A 17,581-nucleotide genomic window follows, 5' to 3' on the forward strand; every position below is an offset into this window, starting at 1 on the left:
TTTCTTACATTTCTTACAAATCCTCTTGCAAAATTTTACAACGCTTACGGACTTACGGGCCACCTGCCGTGTAAGAACGTTGTAAGGCGACAACCTTTTCTTTCACTGCGTTTTACGCGGATTTCTCAACAAACTTACGGAAAGATGAATACCACCCCATATTCGCCCCGGATCCCCATCCGGGAATATCTTGCCCGCCGCGGCATTCTGCCCCGGTACGAACGAAACGGCTACGGCATGTATCTCTCGCCCCTGCGCGAGGAGCGCACGCCGAGCTTCAAGGTGAACTACCAGAAGGATCTCTGGTATGACTTCGGGATTGGTGAGGGCGGCACGCTCCTCGCACTCATCATGCGCCTGGAGCGATGCAGCCGCAGCGAAGCCTTCGAACACCTGCAACACGCGGCCGAAGGGACCGTCAGCCTCCTGGCCGCCCGTATCTGCGAGCGCTATGCCGTGCCGACCGAGAGCCCGAATTCCCAACCGGCGCTCCGCATCCTCTCGGATGCACCGCTGCGCCATCCGGCCCTGCTCGGGTACCTTGCCTCGCGCGGCATTGTGCCCGGGATTGCATCGGCGTATTGTCGGGAGGTGCGCTATCAGGTCCGCAGCCGTTGCTTTTTCGCCATCGGCTTCCGGAATGACTGCGGAGGCTGGGAGCTGCGATCCGAACGCTTCAAGGGGAGCTCTTCACCCAAACAGATAACGACCTTCGATCACCAGTCCGACAAGGTGATTGTCTTCGAGGGGTTCATGGACTTCCTCTCCTGCTTCTCGATAAAGCACCCCGCACCGTTCGGGATCGACGCCGCGATGCTGAACTCGGTGGTCAACCTGCCGAGGGCGCTCCCTCTCCTCGAACGGCATCCGACGATCCATGCCTTTCTGGACAACGACGAAGCGGGACATCGCACCCTCGCCGAACTGACCCGTCGGTGTCCACGCAGCCAGGTGATCGACCACGCGCAACTCTATCGAGATTACAAGGATCTCAACGACTTTTGGATCGCCCGCAGACGGCTTCGGGATGATTCGGAAGAGGCAAAGACTGAATCCCGAAAACCACAATTACGCCCCAAGGGAGGAATGAAGGTTTAAGGGAGGCAAGTTTGTGTTTTTGTCAGCCAAAAACCGACCGCAAGGCCCTATCCCGATGGTCTCAACTCAAAAATTCCAATCCATGAACACACCGAAGAAAGGGGGCCGTCCGCCTTTGGGACGCGCCCGAAAACAGGAATACCGCATCACCCTACGGTGCAACACCGCCTGTAACTTCAAGCTCCGCGCCCTGGCTCGTGCGGGAGATGGTCGAGGATTTCGAGGATCAGGCACGCCTCAATCCCCGTCTGCGGCAGAACGTCGGACATATCTCCCTGTCGTTCTCGCCGGAGGATGCCCCGAAGCTCACCGACGAACGGATGACACAGATTGCAAAGGAATACATGCAGAAGATGGGTATCACCGATACGCAATACCTTTTGGTGCGGCACCTCGACCAGCCCCAGCCCCATTGCCATCTGGTCTACAATCGCGTAGGTGATCACGGGTCGACCATTCCCGACCGCAACATCAAGCTCCGCAATGCGAAGGTCTGTCGCGAGTTGACCGAACGTTTCGGGTTGCATCTGGCTCCGGGCAAGGAGCCGTCCGGCGGGAGCGGCTTCGTGAGCCCGACCGGACCCGGTACGAGATCTACGATGCGATCAAGGAATGCCTACCCAAGTGCAGGAACTGGAACGAACTGGAAGGGAGATTAAAGGAACAGGGTATCAATGTCCGCTACAAGTATTGCGGTTCTACCAATCAAAAGCAGGGCATTCTGTTCTCGAAAAACGGGCTGGAATTTTCTGGCTCGAAGGTCGACCGGGCCTTCAGTTTCTCGAAGCTGGATCGCCACTTCGGCCAGGTGCAACAGCGACAAACGACCCTGATGTCAGGACTCAAGGCGGCAGCCGGGAGCTTCCGGGTTGCTTTTGCAGGTCTGTTCGGAGGCGGGCGCCCCTTCTCCGCAACGGGAGGCGCTGGAGGAGGCGGAAACCATGGCGCAGGATCGGTGTCGCTCGGCAGTGCCGGGTCGATTCCACTGCCACCGTTCGACTCGCCATTTGCCCTTTCACCCGAGATGATGCAGCGACGTGAGGGTGAGAGCCCCGAGGAGCATATCGCCCGCATCACGGCATTGATCAACAAGGCGGCCGAGGCGATGGCCGTAGCCTTGATGGAGCGCAAGCGCCGCATGGAGGCACGCTCCCGCAAAATCGGATAACAAACCTAAAATACGAAAAGATGAAAGAGAACACCCTAGAGCTCTCCTTCGAGATGTACGAAGAGTTGAAGGAGGCCCTGATCAAGACGCTCCGCACGGAGTTGGCCGAGGCCCGATCACAGCCGGCAACAACCGTTGATACGAACGCGATCATGCGGTTGCTTCAAACAATCTCCGAGCGGCAGGAGCAGATTCGCGAAGACCTCGGAACGCAGATCGCGGAGATCGACGAGAAAGTGGCCGGGATGGAGATTCCCGAGGAGCTGCCGCCGCGGATGGTGCAGCACTGTTTCTCGTTCTCACTGGACGCAACCCGCAACTTTTGGCTCTTCATGTCGATGTTTGTCGTGATTGCGGTGCAGTCTGTCGGGCTCTATTTAGACTGGCGCCCCGACCGCGGCCGGTATGACAATGATCTGAAGTATCGCTATGTGCTGATGAAGGGCGAGGCGTCGCCGAAACGGCTGTCGGAGTTGGAGGAGTTGTTCGAGACTGAGCGGGATCAGCGGCGTATTGATTCGATGCGGAAGGATATCGTGGAGTACGAACGGCTGGTACGCAGAAGGGCGGCCCTCGACGAGCAGGCACGGCTGAAAGCCCAAGAGGCGGAGCAACTCAAACGCGACGCCGCCAAACTTAAAAACAAGTAGCCCTTCCCTTTCTGCCGCAAAGAGATGCCGCCGGACGGACCGCGCAAGGTCAGAACGAGTTGCCACCGGCAAACCTTGCGCAAAGTCCATCCGGCAGCTTTGGCTTGTCGCTACCAAGCGAATATTTATTGTAAATGGATAAAAAGTAACTTTTTTATTAGTAATAAAATTATTAGTAATAATAATATTTCTTATTTTTGCTTCAGAATAAAATTTGCGTACACATGGAAAATAAACCTTTCACATTCGGTGTTGCAACATCGGGAGATAACTTTACTGATCGAGAAAAAGAGACGGAACGTTTGTTGTTGAATTTTCGTCATGGTGTCAATACCGTACTTATTTCTCCTCGCCGTTGGGGTAAGACCTCTTTGGTGCAGAAAGTATGTCGTCTGGTACAATCCGATCAGTTGAAGGTTGTATATCTTGATATTTTTTCTTGCCGGAGCGACAAGGATTTCTATAATGCATTCGCTTCTGCAATTCTTAAACAAACCTCCTCAAAATTAGAGGAATGGGTCGAAAATGCCAAACTGTTCTTGGCCCGTATTACTCCAAAAATCTCAATCGGGCCTGACACTATGACAGATTTTTCCATATCGCTTGAAATAAATCCCAAAAGCAACGACATCGATGAAATCCTGCAGCTCCCCGAGAAAATAGCTCAAAAGAAAGGGTTCAATATCGTTGTCTGTATTGATGAATTCCAACAGATTGCAGAGTTTAAGGATTCCAAAACTTTTCAGAAGCGCTTGCGCTCGGTTTGGCAATTGCAGAAATCTGTATCCTATTGTCTTTTCGGGAGTAAGAAACATCTAATGAATGAGCTGTTTGAAAAAAAGAGTTACCCGTTCTATAAATTTGGAGATGCAGTTTATCTGTCAAAGATCGGTACGCGAGATTGGATAGAATATATTTGCAGACGGTTTGAAGTTACTGGCAAGCAAATCTCTGAAGAATTGGCTGAGAAGATTTGCCAAAGAGTGGATAATCATTCTTCGTATGTACAGCAGTTGGCATGGTTAGTATGGATTCATACGGATAGAGTTGCAACAGAACAAGATCTCGAAGCCGCATATCAGGATATCATAGACCAGAATACTCCGTTATTTGAGAAGCAGACCGAGAGCCTGACAACCTATCAAATGAATTTCCTGCGGGCCATTATAGATGGTATTCACAGTGAGTTTACCACACAGGAGGTCCTGCATAAATATCAGCTCGGTTCGTCTGCTAATGTTAGTATTGTAAAACGGGCTTTGGTCAAGAAAGAACTTATTGAGATCGAGAAACGCCAGGTTGTGATTCCAGATCCCATTATGGTGGTATGGTTAAAACGTGAATTAGGAATATAAAAGGAGGGAACGTGAGCTGTATAACTAATACATTTCAGGTGGATATTCGCGAAAACGAATTTTCGAACAATCGCCTGATCTGCTTTCAATATTATTGATCGATCGAACGTTAAGCTCGGAAAATTGTCAAGTCAATATTTTCTGGGTGACAAACAATTATACCAACTTGGGAGCTGGTTATCAATATGGATACCCTATTATAATAGGGGCTATTACTGGTAAAACGGAGATGTAATTAAACCTCGAGCTGTCAAAAGTCGTGAAATGCAGCAATAGCGTAGTCGTGAGATGGCAACCGACATCGTGACGGACAGTTTCATGTACCTGTGGGAGCACCGCGAGAATCTCGACTTGGACTTCAACATCAAGGGCTATCTCTGCAATTACGTACGGACCCGCTGTATCTCGTACCTGCGCAAACGCAAATCGATGCTCAAAGCTCAGGATGAACTCTACAAGAAAGTTATGGCGTCTCGAGTCCAGTATCAACACCCTCTCCAACGAGGAGCAGGTCAAAAGACTCTTCGAAGAGGAGATCATCGAGATCTACCAGCGCGAGTTGTCCCGGATGCCAGCCCTGACACGCCGGGTTTTCCTTGCAAGCCGACAGGACAATATGACCTATCAGGAGATAGCCGAAAAATTGAATTTGACCGTCCGCCGTGTCACCACGGAGATCCAACGGGCCAATTTTTTGCTCCGCAAACCCTTGAAAGACCATCTAACGGGAATTCTTGTCGGCCTCTTATGGATGTAACCGGCATAAGCCCGTGATGCTTGCTCCCCTTCCCTCCGTATTTCATATATCGGGTTCTGACAATCGGATAGAGTCTGAGATTCGCCAGTCCAGTTCTTCGCGTCTTGTTGGTCTGAGACACAAGCATTCCCGTTGGACAGAAGTTCAGCGGGATTTTTGCCTGCACTCCGGCCGACACCCCCCCCCACACAGTCAGAAGAGCGGACACGACATGGCTCCCGGCCGTACGGCCGGGAGTGCAAGAGCCGCACAGCCACAAGATCTTAACAGAGACAGCCGTCGACCGATCGGCGACTCCGAAAAGACGACGGAGACTCCCCTTTCGGGAAATCTCCGTCGTCTTCACTTCTCCAGGTCGGAGCAGACACTCCAGACCGGATTTACGGACCAATCTTAATTCTTGCCGTAGATGTTAAACTCGGCCAGATAGCAGCTCCAGCCTTCAATGGCTTCAAAACGGACATAACGGGCCTCAACCTCGCGGACCAGGCCGACATAATGAACATCCGTAGGCGATTCATCACTGGTCAACTGACCCTGCGAAGCCCACGTTTCTCCGTCATTCGAAATCGAGATCGAATAAACAGTGGGCAGATAGAAACTCCAGCCCGAGTAACCGACCACGCGGAACCCGGCAATAGTCTTGGTCTCCTGCATGTCGATAACCACCGTCGTCTCCGTCGTAAAGCTCTGATTGGAATTGTCGAAGATCTGGTTTCCGATGGAAGCGGGAATCGTCGTCCAGTTCGACGTATCGAACTCGACCCACGAAGGATCCAGATCATTCTGGAACTTAAGCCGATCGAAGGTTTTGGTAATCGTAATCTGGCAGGTCCCCTCTTCCTCGGAGAAGACAACCGATGAATCCTCGGAGTCGAGAACAGCCGTCAGTGCGATCGAATAGGAGGCCGGATCATCATTTCCCTCAAGGAAATCATCCTCGGCACTCCACGTCACGGGTTCCGACTCGAGCTCGCCAGCCGCGATCGTCACCTTCTCGGCCGAGAAGTGCTCGCTCGACTTGTAATCCTCGGGGGTACCCGTCGACTGAAGCGTGAAAGTCAGGTCGTTCAGCGCCGGTTTGTCGAGTACGATCTTATACTCGTAGCTGATCGGATCTTCGGTAACGATCTCACCATCCAGACACGAGCGCTCGAACAGAGCCGTACGGCTGCCGTCCTCGCCCACGGCCGATGCAACCATTGTGTAGGCTTCCTTCTCGACACAGAGTTTGGCCTCACTCTGTGCAAGCACCAGTTTCGAACCTTCGGCCCCGGCCAACCGCACGCCCAGCGTGTAGTTCTGCGCATCGTAAACCCCGTCCATGAAGCTGCGGTCATCATCGACCAATCCTACAGTAACCGAGGCCGAAATATCACCGGCCGGAATTCGGAGTTCGGTTTCACTGATCGACACCAACTCTTCAGGAATATTCTCGATGATGGGTTCAATCCGGAAAACCGCGTCCTCGGGGCTCGGTGTAGACAACGAAAAGACATACGTACGAGTCAGATCACCATCAAAGAGCAGTGTACCGGTTTGCGCTTCATAAGTGGCCTTGACGACCACCTCCGAGGCATTGCCCTCCGTACCGGCAATGGTGATGCCGACCGGATTCTCGGGGTATCCGGGGAGATTCAACTCCTCGTCCTCACGGCAACCCGTCAGCACACCGCCGAGCGCCAACACGGAGAGAAGCGTTTGTTTCCAAATATTTTTCATTTTTACAGTCGTTTTAGGTGGTTATTCGAGTTCATCGGGATAGACATAGGGTTTCGTATCGTTCTTCTTGTAGAAGGTCGTCGGATAGAGCAGCGGCGAACCGTAGAGCGTCTCGCAACCCGACAGGCGGGAATAGGAGGTCGCAAAGTTCTCGGGAGCCAGAGCGAAGCCCATGAACCAGCCGTATCCGCTGCTGAGAATGCGCTGGGCCGTGGTCGTCGTCAGACTGCTGATTCCCAGGTTGAATTCGATGGAGACACCCGAACATTTATCATAGCCCATGTCACCAACGGGCGAAGAGTAACCGCCATAGTTGGCAACCACCACGTCGATCCACTCGTCGGCATCCACTCCGTCAACCTCACCGACACCATACATGGAACCATAATCGAAGACGGTCACCAACTTGTCAGGCATCACCTTCTTGGTCTCATAGCACAACCGAGCAGCAGCCTGACTAGAACGGGACGTGAAGTAGGGATTCGAGAGGTCGGGGGACGTGGAGTACTCGTCATCGTAATTCACGCCGTCCAGATTGTACGCGTAAACATACTCGGCCACCTCGGCAGCAAAGTCTCGGGCACCGATATCGGAGAGCTGAGCCAGACCAGCCTGGTCGTGGTTGCCCAGCAGACCCAGCAGCACCTTGATACCGCGTTTGCGCAGCGGCTGGAGGAAGGTCTCGTTGTTGTCGAGCAGGAACTGTACGTTCGGGTTGCAGTTCACGTAGGCACGGCCGGCAGCGGCATCCCAGTTGATGTTGGCAGCGAAGAGCACCACGGCATCCCACAACAGCTTGCCATTCTCCAGTCTGAAGGAGAGGGCATTGAGCGGGTTGGTGCCGTTCACCTCGAAGAAGAGGAAAGCTTTGGGTTTGTCATCGCCCTTGTTGCAGTTAAAGAAGTTGTCGGCCTGTTCCGAGTCTCCGTTGATCAGGTAGAGACAGTGGCTGGCATTCTCCTTGAGCGAGATGCCCTCGGCCGAAACAGCCACCGGGATGGCGTAGGTCACACCGGCACGAAGCGTATCGCAGGGCGCAACCGTCATGTCGACCGTAGCGCGCGACGCATCTTCTTCGTCAAAGGTGAAGGAGCCGCCGTTGGCAAACGAGACAAGCGCCTCGGGATAGAGAACATAGGCGGTCTCATTGGCCGAGTTGTAGGTATCGAGCCAAGCCTTGTCGAGCGCCGCCGTCGCAGAGATCGCCCCGGCAGCGGACCGAGTCACACCGAAGGCGAGCGTTGCCGTATACTCCTTGCCGGTCGGGGCAATTGTCACCACCGATTGGTTGCTCTGCTGGTCGAGCAGAAAGCCGTTCGTCTCGTAGATGGTCTGATAGGGTGCCTCATCGACGGGATCCCCGGCCACGATCTCATCGGAGCAGGCGGCTCCAAGAACCGTGCAACCCAAAACGGCTGCAACAGCCAGCAGACGGAATTTGAAATATCGGATATTCATGACAGATTCTTTCTATTACGGTTTGACATCTCGTTATTCGGGAAGTTCGACGTTCACCCACTTGGGCGTGCCCGAACCGGTCAGGTTCGTGCCGTTGCCGGTGGCATCCATGATCTGGTTGCCGCTTCCCTCGTTGAATTTCCAGTAGGCCAGCAGCCCGGGGGTTGCCGGATCAACGGTGTACATGCTCGAAGCGATCTGCTCCTTGGTACGCTGGACATTCCAAATGCGCAGCTCGGAGATCTCACCCGGCAGCCAGCGGGTATCGTCATACGAATAACCCACGTAGCAGTTGCTGCCCAGCGATACGGTTCCGCTGGCACCGCTGTCGGAAGCCACGACTTCACCGTTCTGATAGTAGATGCGGTCACCGGTGGTGGCGTCCCAAACCACGGCGATGTGCACCCACTCGTTGACCGGAAGACCCGGAGCGACATTGGGCGAAGGCCAGTTGCCGTTGGGGTTCACCAGCTGGAGCTGGTTGCGCGGACGGTCGGCATCGCCGATACGTACGAGGAACGAGCCCTCGATGCCGAAAACGGAGCTCAGGGCGTTGTCACGTCCAGCCTCCCAGTCCTTCGAACGGACCAGCGCCTCGACGGTGATCGTCTGCAGTCTGTTGACGTTCACCGAGCTGGACCACTTCACCGGGAAGGCCACCTCGGAAATGTCGGCCACGACGTTGATGAGCGCAGCACCCTTGAAGACGAAGAAGACCGTACGCGAGCTCTCGAGCAGGTCGACACCCCGGATATCGGAGATCGTCACCGGCAGCACATAACGCAGGTCACCGTCGAGCTCGTTCGTATTGAGGAAGTTCACCACCAGGTCGTTGCCCGTCACGTCACCCTGTCCGATCGTAATGACCTTCTCGGGCATATCAAAGTGCTGCTCGGGCATGCCCACGGCATTGTCGCCGTAGATCATGTTGTACTGCGCAGCCATGTTCGGGCGACACTCGAACGTTACGGTCACATTCTCCTCGGCCGGCAAAGCCAGGCGGGCCGAAATCGTGCGCGAATCTTCGGTAATGTCGTCGCGGATGAGCAGGTCGTCGGTCACGGCCGCGGACGAGATATACAGTTTGTTCCCGAAATGGTGCTCTTCGGCATCCTCGTTCTTGCAGCCCGTAAAGGCCAGGCCGGCAAGCAGGAAGAGCATCAGTTTTGCTTTATCGAATTTCATGGCGAAGATTAGTTTTTGGGTGAAGGATTCATGATGTCGATAGCCTCACGCAGGTGGAAATAGACCGGCGTGTTGTCGTAGTAGTCGTACTGGGCATTGAGAATCAGCATGCCGGCGCGGGTGAAATCCGACGGCTGACCAACCCAGACGGCCCCACCCTGGATCGAACGGATGGAATTGCCCGATGCATCGACCGAACCGAAATAGCCGTAGATTTTGTCCTCGTCATCGTAACGCGTGGTCTCGGTCGTGATGACGAAGCGGTCGGAGGGGGTATTGCCGCTGCCGATCGCCGCACTTGCCGTAATGGTCATGTCAGAGGCATTGTTGGCCGAGGTGGTCTCCAGAATGATATAGTCGCATTCGGCCAGAAGCGGTTTGCTGGCTTCGACAAGATACTGAGCGCGGCCCTTGTAGGCGAAGAAGGCATCGGGATGAGCCGTCCGCCATGACGAAACGGCCTCGAAGAAGGCAGCCTGACGGGCCGTATACTGCGCCAGATCCGCCTCGGTCATGCTCGCCATCGAGCGTCCGTTGAAGCTGAAGATCAGGCCGTCATAGCCGTAGGTATCGTTCAGGGCCAGCATCGACTGAGTCCGCTCGGAGATATAGGCCAACGCCTGCTCTTCGGTGAGTGAAGCATCCTCCTTGAGCATGGCCGACCACTCGGATTCAAAGGTGCTGTAATCGATCACATATCCTACGCGCGTACCCTTCTTGCGGACCTCGGTGATCTCGGCACGGTAATCGGCATGGAGATTGTCGGGGTTGTTCAGGGCGATGAAATCCAGACTGTCAGGCAGGACCGTAAGGCGTTCAGCCTGGCGGGTCGGGCCCTGCACGGCGTTCTCGAAGGTCGCCATCACGACCTTGTGTGCCCCGGCCTTGTAGGCCTTGAGGTTGGCCACATAGTCGGCATAGAGCCCCTCATCCATCGACGGGGTCTTGACATCGAGGCTTTCATACTCGGTCCAGTCGCTGCACGACGTCACCAGGAGAGCCGATGCGGCCAGCAGCGCAGAGATGGACAAGCCTTTTTTCATGATATTTTTCATAATCTGTCCGTTTTTCCTTGATTAGTTTTTCCGGGCCCACCACAGGTCGGTCGACATCAGGTCGGGACCGCCCAGCAGCGTGGAGACCGCATTCTGTACATTCTGAGCGTTGCTGACATACTCGTCCAGCGGGTAGCGCATACGGCGGGCGCCGCGGTTGGAATCCACTTCGCCGTTGCTCATGTTGCCGGCAGCCGTAGCGGGGATCAGGTGCGGGAAGCCCGTACGACGGTAGTCGGCCCAGGCCTCGTTACCCAGCGGGTAGTTGGCAATCCACTTCTGGATCAGGATGCGCTCCTGCATCTGCTCGACGCTACCCTCCTCCCACTTCACCGAAAGGGTCGACAGCTGGACGTTGTAGTCGTTCGAGCCCGACGGATCATCATAGATCTCGGGGAGGGCGTCCTCCTGGGCCAGATAGGTGTCGGCACCCTCGACACCCCACTGCTCGAACGAGAGACGTATGCCCTGCTCATAGAAGTCGGAGGCCGTGCCACCCATATTGAAGCCATAAACGGCAACACCTTCGGCGCGCAGGAAGGCCACCTCGGCGGCATTCATCCACTGCAGGGCATCGTCGGCCTTGAAGTTCGGGCCCGAATACTTGTGACCTACCGAAGAGTGCTCGGGGATCACAATACCGTGACGCAGGCCCACGAAATCATGGCCGGGCCACTCGCAACGGGTAAAGAACTTGTCACGACGCGGGTCGTTGTAGCCGTTCATGTAGCAGATGATGTCGGCCGCAGCATGCGTATCGCCCGTAGTGACACAAGACGTACCGTCATCGTGCGTGGAGACGCGGTTGTAGTTCACGGCCGTGTAGAGCGGGTTGGTCACACTTCCGAAATAGTGCCAGGCGGCATTGTCCTCGTTCGAGACGATCAGGCCTCCGGGATCGGAGACAGCCTCCTCAGCCTTCTGACGGGCCACATCGGGGCTGACACCGGCGATACGGATGGCCAGACGCAGTTTCAGCGAGTTGGCGAAACGGATCCACTTCTTGATGTCGCCGTAGTAAACATAGTCGGCCGTCGAGACGAGTTTGTACTCCGCATTCTCGTTCAATGTGGCAATTGCATCATCGAGTTCCTGGAAGAACTGCGTATAGATGCTCTCCACCGAATCATAGGGCGTGTTGATGCTTCCGTCGGCACCGATCTGCGAATAGGGAATCGGGCCGTAGGTATCGGTAATGCGGTGCATGGCAGCCACCTTGATGATGTTGGCGATGGCCATCGGCACGGGCGAACCGGTCTGCTCCGAAACAGTCGAGATGATGCTCAGGTTGGTATAGATCACCGGAATCACCTTGTCGGACTTCAGGAAGACGTTCGTCCAGTCGTCCGTGGGGTTGTAGTTCGCAACGGTGTTCTTCCAGTCGGCCTTTGCCGGAGCGAAGTAGCCGGCCAGCGGACCGCCCATCAGCGCATCGGTAAACTGAGCCGTGTTGACATCCGACGAGATCACGCCGCTGGCCAGCGAGTTCATCGCCGACCCCAGGGCATAGTCGTCAGCAGTCAGATCTCCCGGCTGATAGGGATTCGAGTTGATATCCAGATAATTCGCCGTACAGGAGACCGTGCCGAGCAGCAGGACTCCGGCGAATAACTTGCTGATTGTATGTTTCATGGTCGTAAGTCTTTAGAATTTGAGTCGCACGTTGAATCCGATGTTGCGCAGCGAGGGCATCATGAAGTAATCGATACCCTGATAGAAGTTGCTCGTCGTAGCGATCGACTCGGGATCGAACGGGGCCTTGTTGTAGATCATCCAGAGGTTGCGGCCCACGAGCGAAACAGTGATCTCGCAGACGCCACGCAGCGCCTTACGCGGAATCGTGTAGCCGATCGAGGCCTCCTGCAGCCGGACGTTCGTAGCCGAATAGGTGTAGTACTGCGGAATGGAGTTACCACCGCCGATCGTATTGTACCACTCCTGGGGTGCGATCCGGTCGTTGCCATTGATCAGGACATAGCCGCGGTCGCGGGCTGCGGCCGAAGCCTCCGACACACCGTAGTCATCGAGCATGGCCTGCGTACGCGAGAAGACCACGCCGCCCAGACGGGCCGACACCATGAATCCGAAGTTGAAGTTGTTCCAGCGGAAGTCGTTGCGCCAGGCCATGTTGGCATCCGGAAGCACCGATCCCAGCTTGATGTACTTGTCCGACGACAGTTTCTGAGTGCCCAGTTCGCCGTTCTGATCGATATAGATGTTGTTGTTGCTGTCGCGCTTGAGATCGACGAGCGAATAGAGGTCGCCCATCGTGCCGCCCTCCTTCAGAAGGAATCGCGTGTCGCCAAGGCCGCCCATGTTCAGCAGCGAGAGATTCAGCGTCTCGCCCGTCACGGGGTTGACGGCGTTGTCCGAGAGCGAAAGGATCTTGTTCTGGTTGGCCGAGAAGGTGTAGTTCGACGACCACGAGAACTTGTTCCACGTATTGCGGTAGCCGAGAGCCAGTTCGACACCCTGGTTGCGGACCGAACCGGTCTGGAGGTAGATCTTCGACCATCCCGAAACGGGCAGCTTCGGGTCAAAGGTCTGGTTGGCGGTCTTGGCGTTATAGTAGGTCACATCGAGTTCGAAGTGCTTGAGGAAGCGCATGTTCAGGCCGACCTCGAAGGACTTCGTACGCTCGGGCTTGAGATTCTCGATCGGGTACTGGGTCGTATTGGCCCACTGCTGCAGGTCGCTCGACCACTCGTAACGGGGGTTGGCCAGGTAACGTTCGAAGGCGACGCCCACCGAGGCGTACGAACCGCGGATCTTCACATAGGAGAGGTTTTCGGGCATGTTGGGAATGATCTGCGACAACACGACCGAAGCACCGATCGAAGGATAGAAATAGGACGAGGTGTTCGAACGGGGGCCAGCCAGCTGCGAAGGCCAGTCGTTACGGCCGGTCAGCGTCAGGAAGTAGGTGTTCTTGTAACCGACCTCGGCCGAGAGGAAGATCGACTGGGTCTGCTCGCGCCAACCCTCCTGCAGACGTTCGGTGCGGCTGGGCGAGAGGTTTTGTACGGCGAAGAAGTTGGCAAGGCCCACCTTCTCGTCGCCGAACGGCTCCGAGCCGTCGGCAATCGGGCCGCGGACCTTCAGGCCGTCGGACTTCATGTCCGAGATCGAGGCACCGAAGTTGGCCTGCAGCGACCATTCCTCACCGAAGGTCTTGTTGATGTTCAGCATCACGTCGCCATAGGTCTGACGGTCGCGCGTACGGGTAATGCCGTAGAGGCCGTTGTTCGAATTTTCGGTCAGCTGCGTGTTGGTCGAAGCGTAGAACTTCTCCGTGTAGTCGTTCACCGAGTTGTCGATACGCAGACGGCCCGAAACATTCAGCCAGTCGAGGATGTCATACGACAACTGAGCGCTCAGCATGTAACGGTCCTTGTCGTTTTCGCGGAGATTTCGGTAGTTGATCCAGTAGGGGTTCTGCATCGTCATGCCGGCATCGCCCACGGGCCAGTACTGCGTATAGAGTTTGCGGGCGGGATCATAACGCTCGTACATCTCGATATCCGACCAGGCGTTTCCGCGCGGGAAGAGGTAGGCACCCAGCAACGGGTTGTTGTAGGTACCCTGGTTGGTCATGTTGCGGTCCTTCTGCTTGACATACGAAGCGCTCACGTCCAGCGTGATACGGTCATTGAGGAACGACGTCGTATTGCGGAACGTGAAGTTGTAACGGTCGTAGCTGTTGTTCGGCACGATACCGCGCGAATTGACCGTAGCAGCCGAGAAATAGGTCTGGTTGCGCTCCGTACCGGTCGACAGCGAGACGCTCTCCGTACCGGTCACACCCGTCTGGAAATAGTCGTCGGCAGGGTCGTAGCCGCGGTAGTTGAACTGATTGAGGTGACTGCCCCAGCTGCGCGAAACGGAACCTTCGCTCGACGAGAGGTCGCCCGTACCGTAGCGGGTCTGGAACTGCGGCATCACGAACGGCATCGAAACCTCCGTGTTGCTCGAAACCGTCACGTTCAGCGTACCGGCCTTACCCTTCTTGGTGGTGATGATGATGGCGCCGTTGGCGGCATCCGAGCCGTAAAGGGCGGCAGCAGCGGCACCGTTCAGCACCGACATCGATTCGATGTCCTCGGGGTTGATATCGGCAATGGGTTCCGACGTACCCTGCGAGTTGAACTCCGTACCGGCGCTCGACGTCGGGGCAAACATCGGCACACCGTCGATCACGTAGAGGGCGTTCGACGACTGCAGGATCGACTTTTCACCACGCATCACCACTTTCGAAGCACCGCCGACACCCGACGACGAGGTATTGATCGTCACACCGGCGACCTTGCCCGAAAGCGAGTTGATGAAGTTGACGTCCTTGTTGGCCACGATGTCTTCCGACGAAACCTGCTGTACGTTGTACGACAGGGCCTTCTCCGAACGCTTAATACCGAGGGCCGTAACCACAACGGCGTCAACCTGCTGCGACTCCTCCTGGAGCGTGAAGTCGATCTGCGTGCGGCTGCCTACGGGCGCCTCGACCGTTTGGTAGCCCAAATAGTTGATAGTTAACACAGCCGATGCCGTGGGGGGGGGAACTTGAAGCGCATAGGCACCGTTGACGTCGGTGCTCGTACCGATGGTCGTGCCCTTGACGAGCACGGCGGCGCCGATCACCGGCTGCCCCTTGCTGTCGCGGACAACGCCCTGCACCGAAACCGGCTTGTTGTCGGCGGCCTTCGGGGCCTGCTGACGGGTCGACAGCACGATGTTCGTGCCGTTGACCGTATAGCTGACCGGCATATCGCTGAAGAGTCCGGTCAGGACTTCGCCGAGCGTCTTGTCCTTGGCTTCGACATTGACGGAGCGGTTCAGGTCGAGACCTTCGTCGTAGATGAACAGATAGTTGGTTTGCTTCTCGATTTCATGCATGGCCTGTTTGAGGGAAACCTGCTTGAGGTCGACGGTCACGCGAGCGGTCTGTGCCAGAGTCGTTCCCGGAAGCGACAGGAAGCCGACGGCAAAAAACGCGGCAATCAGCAGTTTGATTTGCTGAATCCTTTTTTTATTCATAATCTTGTTGATTAAGGATCAATAGGTTATTTACTGATGCTTACGAGTGCGGGCCCGATCCTTGGGGACAGTCGGCATTGCCCTGTCGGCCGTCCTTTTCTTTTTCTTACTTAGAAGTCCGCAACTGCACGGGGAAAATAGGAGAGATGGGGGTGGTTAAGTCATAGACAATCGGTTTAGGTTAGTAACTTGGTTTTTACAATCATCGAATATAGATTTCGTTGCGGTTGTAATCGTGTTCGTAGGTGAAGTCAGCATTCATCCGGAGGATGTTCAGAGCGTGGTCGATACCCTCCGAGACGTGGATCTTGCCCCGGCAGCGGATCCGCGGCAGCTCCTTGCGCTGGATGACGATCCGAATGCCGTATGCTCGTTCGAACTTGTCGATCAGCTCTTCGAACGAAGCGCTGTGCAGGTTGATGATCCCCTCGGGCCAGAGATACTCCGCCGGATCCTCAATTCTGCTCAGAGTCAGGTGGCCGTCTACCAGATCCACACAGTCGTCGGGATTCATGTAGATCAACTCGCCGGCCCCCGAAGAGAGTCGGTTAGAAACCTTGATATTGCCGCGCATGAGCGCAGCCGAGAAGAGATTCTCCGACTCTTCGGCCCGCACGTTGAACTTCGTGCCCAACACCTCGATGTCGCAGGCATAGGTTTCGACGATGAAGGGATGTTCCCGATCGGGTGCCACATCGAACATCGCCTCGCCGGATACCACCACCCGGCGGTCGCGATGCGAGAAGACGGCCGGATAGGTCAATGTCGTTCCGGCATTGAGCCACACTTTCGTACCGTCCTGAAGAGTCATGCTGATACGCTGGCCCGCGGGAACCTCGATCGAATTCATCCGTTCCGAGAAACTGCGGACCTGCTGCGCGACAAAGAGCCAGCTTCCGCCGGCCATCAGAACCAGCATGGCAGCCACGGCCCCTGCATAGCGCAATACCCGGCGGAAACCCCACGGGCGGCTGCCGAACAAACGCCGGCGATGGGTCGTAGCGGCATCGGGAGCATGCAGCACAAGCGCACTGAAGGCGGCATCGAGGCCATTGAGTTCCTCGCGGTGTCTGGGGGAGGCTTCGAGCCACTCCAGCACGGCGGTCTCCTCCTCGGCCGAGGTCTCACACTTCAGGAATTTAAGCAAAGTTTCTTTTTCCATACATAAATAATGACAAATAAGCGCACCGACCTTACAGGTTGAAATGCGCTTTTGCTCAAAATAAATATTTTTAATAATTATTTCACCTCTCTACACCCGCATGGCGCTGATGTAAAGCAGGATGAACGCGAAGGGAAGATAATCCCGGAGGTCCTTGCGCAGCAGGCTCAGGGCCCGCTGCATCTCGGAGGTTACCCGCCGCTGCGAAATGCCCAGTTCCTCGGCAATCTCGGCATAGGTTTTGTCGCTGAACCGGTTCGATTCAAAGACCTGCCTCGTCAGGTCGGGCATGTTCTCCAGGGTCCGCTCGACGATTCGTTTCACCTCTTCGGCGAAAAGCCCCGTCGGATTGCAGGCCTCGAGGGAGAGGATATTGGCTGCAACCATCCGATATTGTTGACCCTGCAGCTGTTTCTCGACCCGCAGGTGCAACTGCTGGGCATGGAGCCAGTTCAGGCACTTGTTCTTGACGATCGTCAGCAGATAGGCAGCGTGGTTGGTATCGCCATCGAGCCGTTCACGGTTCTCCCAAAAGGAGACGAAGCTGTCGGTCACCAGATCCTCGGCTACCATGGCATCGCGGACATAGCGCTGCGCGATGACTACAAAACGGGGGTGGTATTGAGCATACAGACGCTCAAACTCGGACCGGTTTATCACTTGGGCACTCATCGCTGCATAGCGTTTTCTGTCGGATTCCGGAGCCGGGACCGGCAAGTTTCGCCCCCCCCCGGGAACCGGACTCTTATTGCAAATATATCAAATTTCAGCCGTTATATATTAAAATTTTGGAATAAAAAATTTCTTCCGCGCCTGCGCTCCACTTTGTCCGAAGCGGTCCGACCGGACGGGGTCAACTCCCGGCAACACGCCGCAACGACCCTAAAAAAGAGGGCCCGAACGCGGTCGAGCCCTCTCCATCAGGCAATTGCTGAAGCAA

Annotated in this window: 12 protein-coding genes and 1 pseudogene; 5 read left to right on the top strand and 8 right to left on the bottom strand. The window is 55.7% G+C overall.

Annotation, left to right across the window (positions count from 1 at the left end):
• Positions 1-144 precede the first annotated feature (144 nt).
• The 5 genes and pseudogenes from B5G09_RS08730 to B5G09_RS14360 all read left to right on the top strand — a co-directional run bounded on the left by B5G09_RS08730 (position 145) and on the right by B5G09_RS14360 (position 5,028).
• The gene (locus B5G09_RS08730) at positions 145-1,098 is read left to right on the top strand and encodes a toprim domain-containing protein (RefSeq protein WP_087404889.1); all 954 of its coding nucleotides are present in this window, start codon (positions 145-147) and stop codon (positions 1,096-1,098) included.
• Positions 1,099-1,304: 206 nt separating this feature from the next.
• Positions 1,305-2,266: pseudogene (locus B5G09_RS08740) on the top strand (relaxase/mobilization nuclease domain-containing protein).
• A gap of 20 nt (positions 2,267-2,286) precedes the next feature.
• Positions 2,287-2,916: a hypothetical protein gene (locus B5G09_RS08745; protein ID WP_087404890.1), complete on the top strand. Its 630-nt coding sequence runs from the start codon at positions 2,287-2,289 to the stop codon at positions 2,914-2,916.
• Positions 2,917-3,140: 224 nt separating this feature from the next.
• Entirely contained in the window at positions 3,141-4,271 is a 1,131-nt protein-coding gene (locus B5G09_RS08750) for an ATP-binding protein (protein ID WP_087404891.1), read from the top strand.
• Positions 4,272-4,716: 445 nt separating this feature from the next.
• A complete protein-coding gene (locus B5G09_RS14360; RefSeq protein ID WP_087404892.1) occupies positions 4,717-5,028 on the top strand; it encodes a sigma factor-like helix-turn-helix DNA-binding protein in 312 nt (103 codons plus the stop codon).
• A 393-nt stretch (positions 5,029-5,421) separates the two neighbouring features.
• On the opposite strand, the gene B5G09_RS08760 is transcribed toward B5G09_RS14360, so the two are convergent.
• The 8 genes from B5G09_RS08760 to B5G09_RS08795 all read right to left on the bottom strand — a co-directional run bounded on the left by B5G09_RS08760 (position 5,422) and on the right by B5G09_RS08795 (position 17,313).
• Entirely contained in the window at positions 5,422-6,750 is a 1,329-nt protein-coding gene (locus B5G09_RS08760) for a DUF4989 domain-containing protein (protein WP_087404893.1), read from the bottom strand.
• Positions 6,751-6,771: 21 nt separating this feature from the next.
• Positions 6,772-8,208 carry a DUF1735 domain-containing protein gene (locus tag B5G09_RS08765; protein ID WP_087404894.1) on the bottom strand — a complete coding sequence of 479 codons (1,437 nt, stop codon included), beginning with the start codon at positions 8,206-8,208 and terminating at the stop codon, positions 6,772-6,774.
• Positions 8,209-8,241: 33 nt separating this feature from the next.
• Positions 8,242-9,393, bottom strand: coding sequence for a DUF1735 and LamG domain-containing protein (locus B5G09_RS08770; protein WP_087404895.1), 1,152 nt, complete (start codon positions 9,391-9,393; stop codon positions 8,242-8,244).
• Between the two features lie 8 nt (positions 9,394-9,401).
• Positions 9,402-10,448, bottom strand: coding sequence for a glycoside hydrolase family 18 (locus B5G09_RS08775; RefSeq protein ID WP_087404896.1), 1,047 nt, complete (start codon positions 10,446-10,448; stop codon positions 9,402-9,404).
• Between the two features lie 21 nt (positions 10,449-10,469).
• Complete coding sequence (locus tag B5G09_RS08780; RefSeq protein WP_087404897.1) at positions 10,470-12,080, bottom strand: SusD/RagB family nutrient-binding outer membrane lipoprotein; 1,611 nt, start codon at positions 12,078-12,080, stop codon at positions 10,470-10,472.
• Positions 12,081-12,092: 12 nt separating this feature from the next.
• Positions 12,093-15,479: a TonB-dependent receptor gene (locus tag B5G09_RS08785; RefSeq protein WP_087404898.1), complete on the bottom strand. Its 3,387-nt coding sequence runs from the start codon at positions 15,477-15,479 to the stop codon at positions 12,093-12,095.
• Positions 15,480-15,681: 202 nt separating this feature from the next.
• Positions 15,682-16,626: a FecR domain-containing protein gene (locus B5G09_RS08790; RefSeq protein WP_241147620.1), complete on the bottom strand. Its 945-nt coding sequence runs from the start codon at positions 16,624-16,626 to the stop codon at positions 15,682-15,684.
• Positions 16,627-16,731: 105 nt separating this feature from the next.
• Positions 16,732-17,313: an RNA polymerase sigma-70 factor gene (locus B5G09_RS08795; protein WP_087404900.1), complete on the bottom strand. Its 582-nt coding sequence runs from the start codon at positions 17,311-17,313 to the stop codon at positions 16,732-16,734.
• Positions 17,314-17,581: the final 268 nt, after the last annotated feature.

It is taken from the genome of Alistipes sp. An54 (assembly GCF_002159375.1).
GTDB lineage: Bacteria > Bacteroidota > Bacteroidia > Bacteroidales > Rikenellaceae > Alistipes > Alistipes megaguti.

Coding starts and splice junctions, on each gene's coding strand:
- B5G09_RS08795 (WP_087404900.1), bottom strand. CDS start 17,313: ATGAGTGCCCAAGTGATAAACCGGTCCGAGTTTGAGCGTCTGTATGCT.
- B5G09_RS08785 (WP_087404898.1), bottom strand. CDS start 15,479: ATGAATAAAAAAAGGATTCAGCAAATCAAACTGCTGATTGCCGCGTTT.
- B5G09_RS08780 (WP_087404897.1), bottom strand. CDS start 12,080: ATGAAACATACAATCAGCAAGTTATTCGCCGGAGTCCTGCTGCTCGGC.
- B5G09_RS08775 (WP_087404896.1), bottom strand. CDS start 10,448: ATGAAAAATATCATGAAAAAAGGCTTGTCCATCTCTGCGCTGCTGGCC.
- B5G09_RS14360 (WP_087404892.1), top strand. CDS start 4,717: ATGAACTCTACAAGAAAGTTATGGCGTCTCGAGTCCAGTATCAACACC.
- B5G09_RS08760 (WP_087404893.1), bottom strand. CDS start 6,750: ATGAAAAATATTTGGAAACAAACGCTTCTCTCCGTGTTGGCGCTCGGC.
- B5G09_RS08730 (WP_087404889.1), top strand. CDS start 145: ATGAATACCACCCCATATTCGCCCCGGATCCCCATCCGGGAATATCTT.
- B5G09_RS08750 (WP_087404891.1), top strand. CDS start 3,141: ATGGAAAATAAACCTTTCACATTCGGTGTTGCAACATCGGGAGATAAC.
- B5G09_RS08765 (WP_087404894.1), bottom strand. CDS start 8,208: ATGAATATCCGATATTTCAAATTCCGTCTGCTGGCTGTTGCAGCCGTT.
- B5G09_RS08745 (WP_087404890.1), top strand. CDS start 2,287: ATGAAAGAGAACACCCTAGAGCTCTCCTTCGAGATGTACGAAGAGTTG.
- B5G09_RS08770 (WP_087404895.1), bottom strand. CDS start 9,393: ATGAAATTCGATAAAGCAAAACTGATGCTCTTCCTGCTTGCCGGCCTG.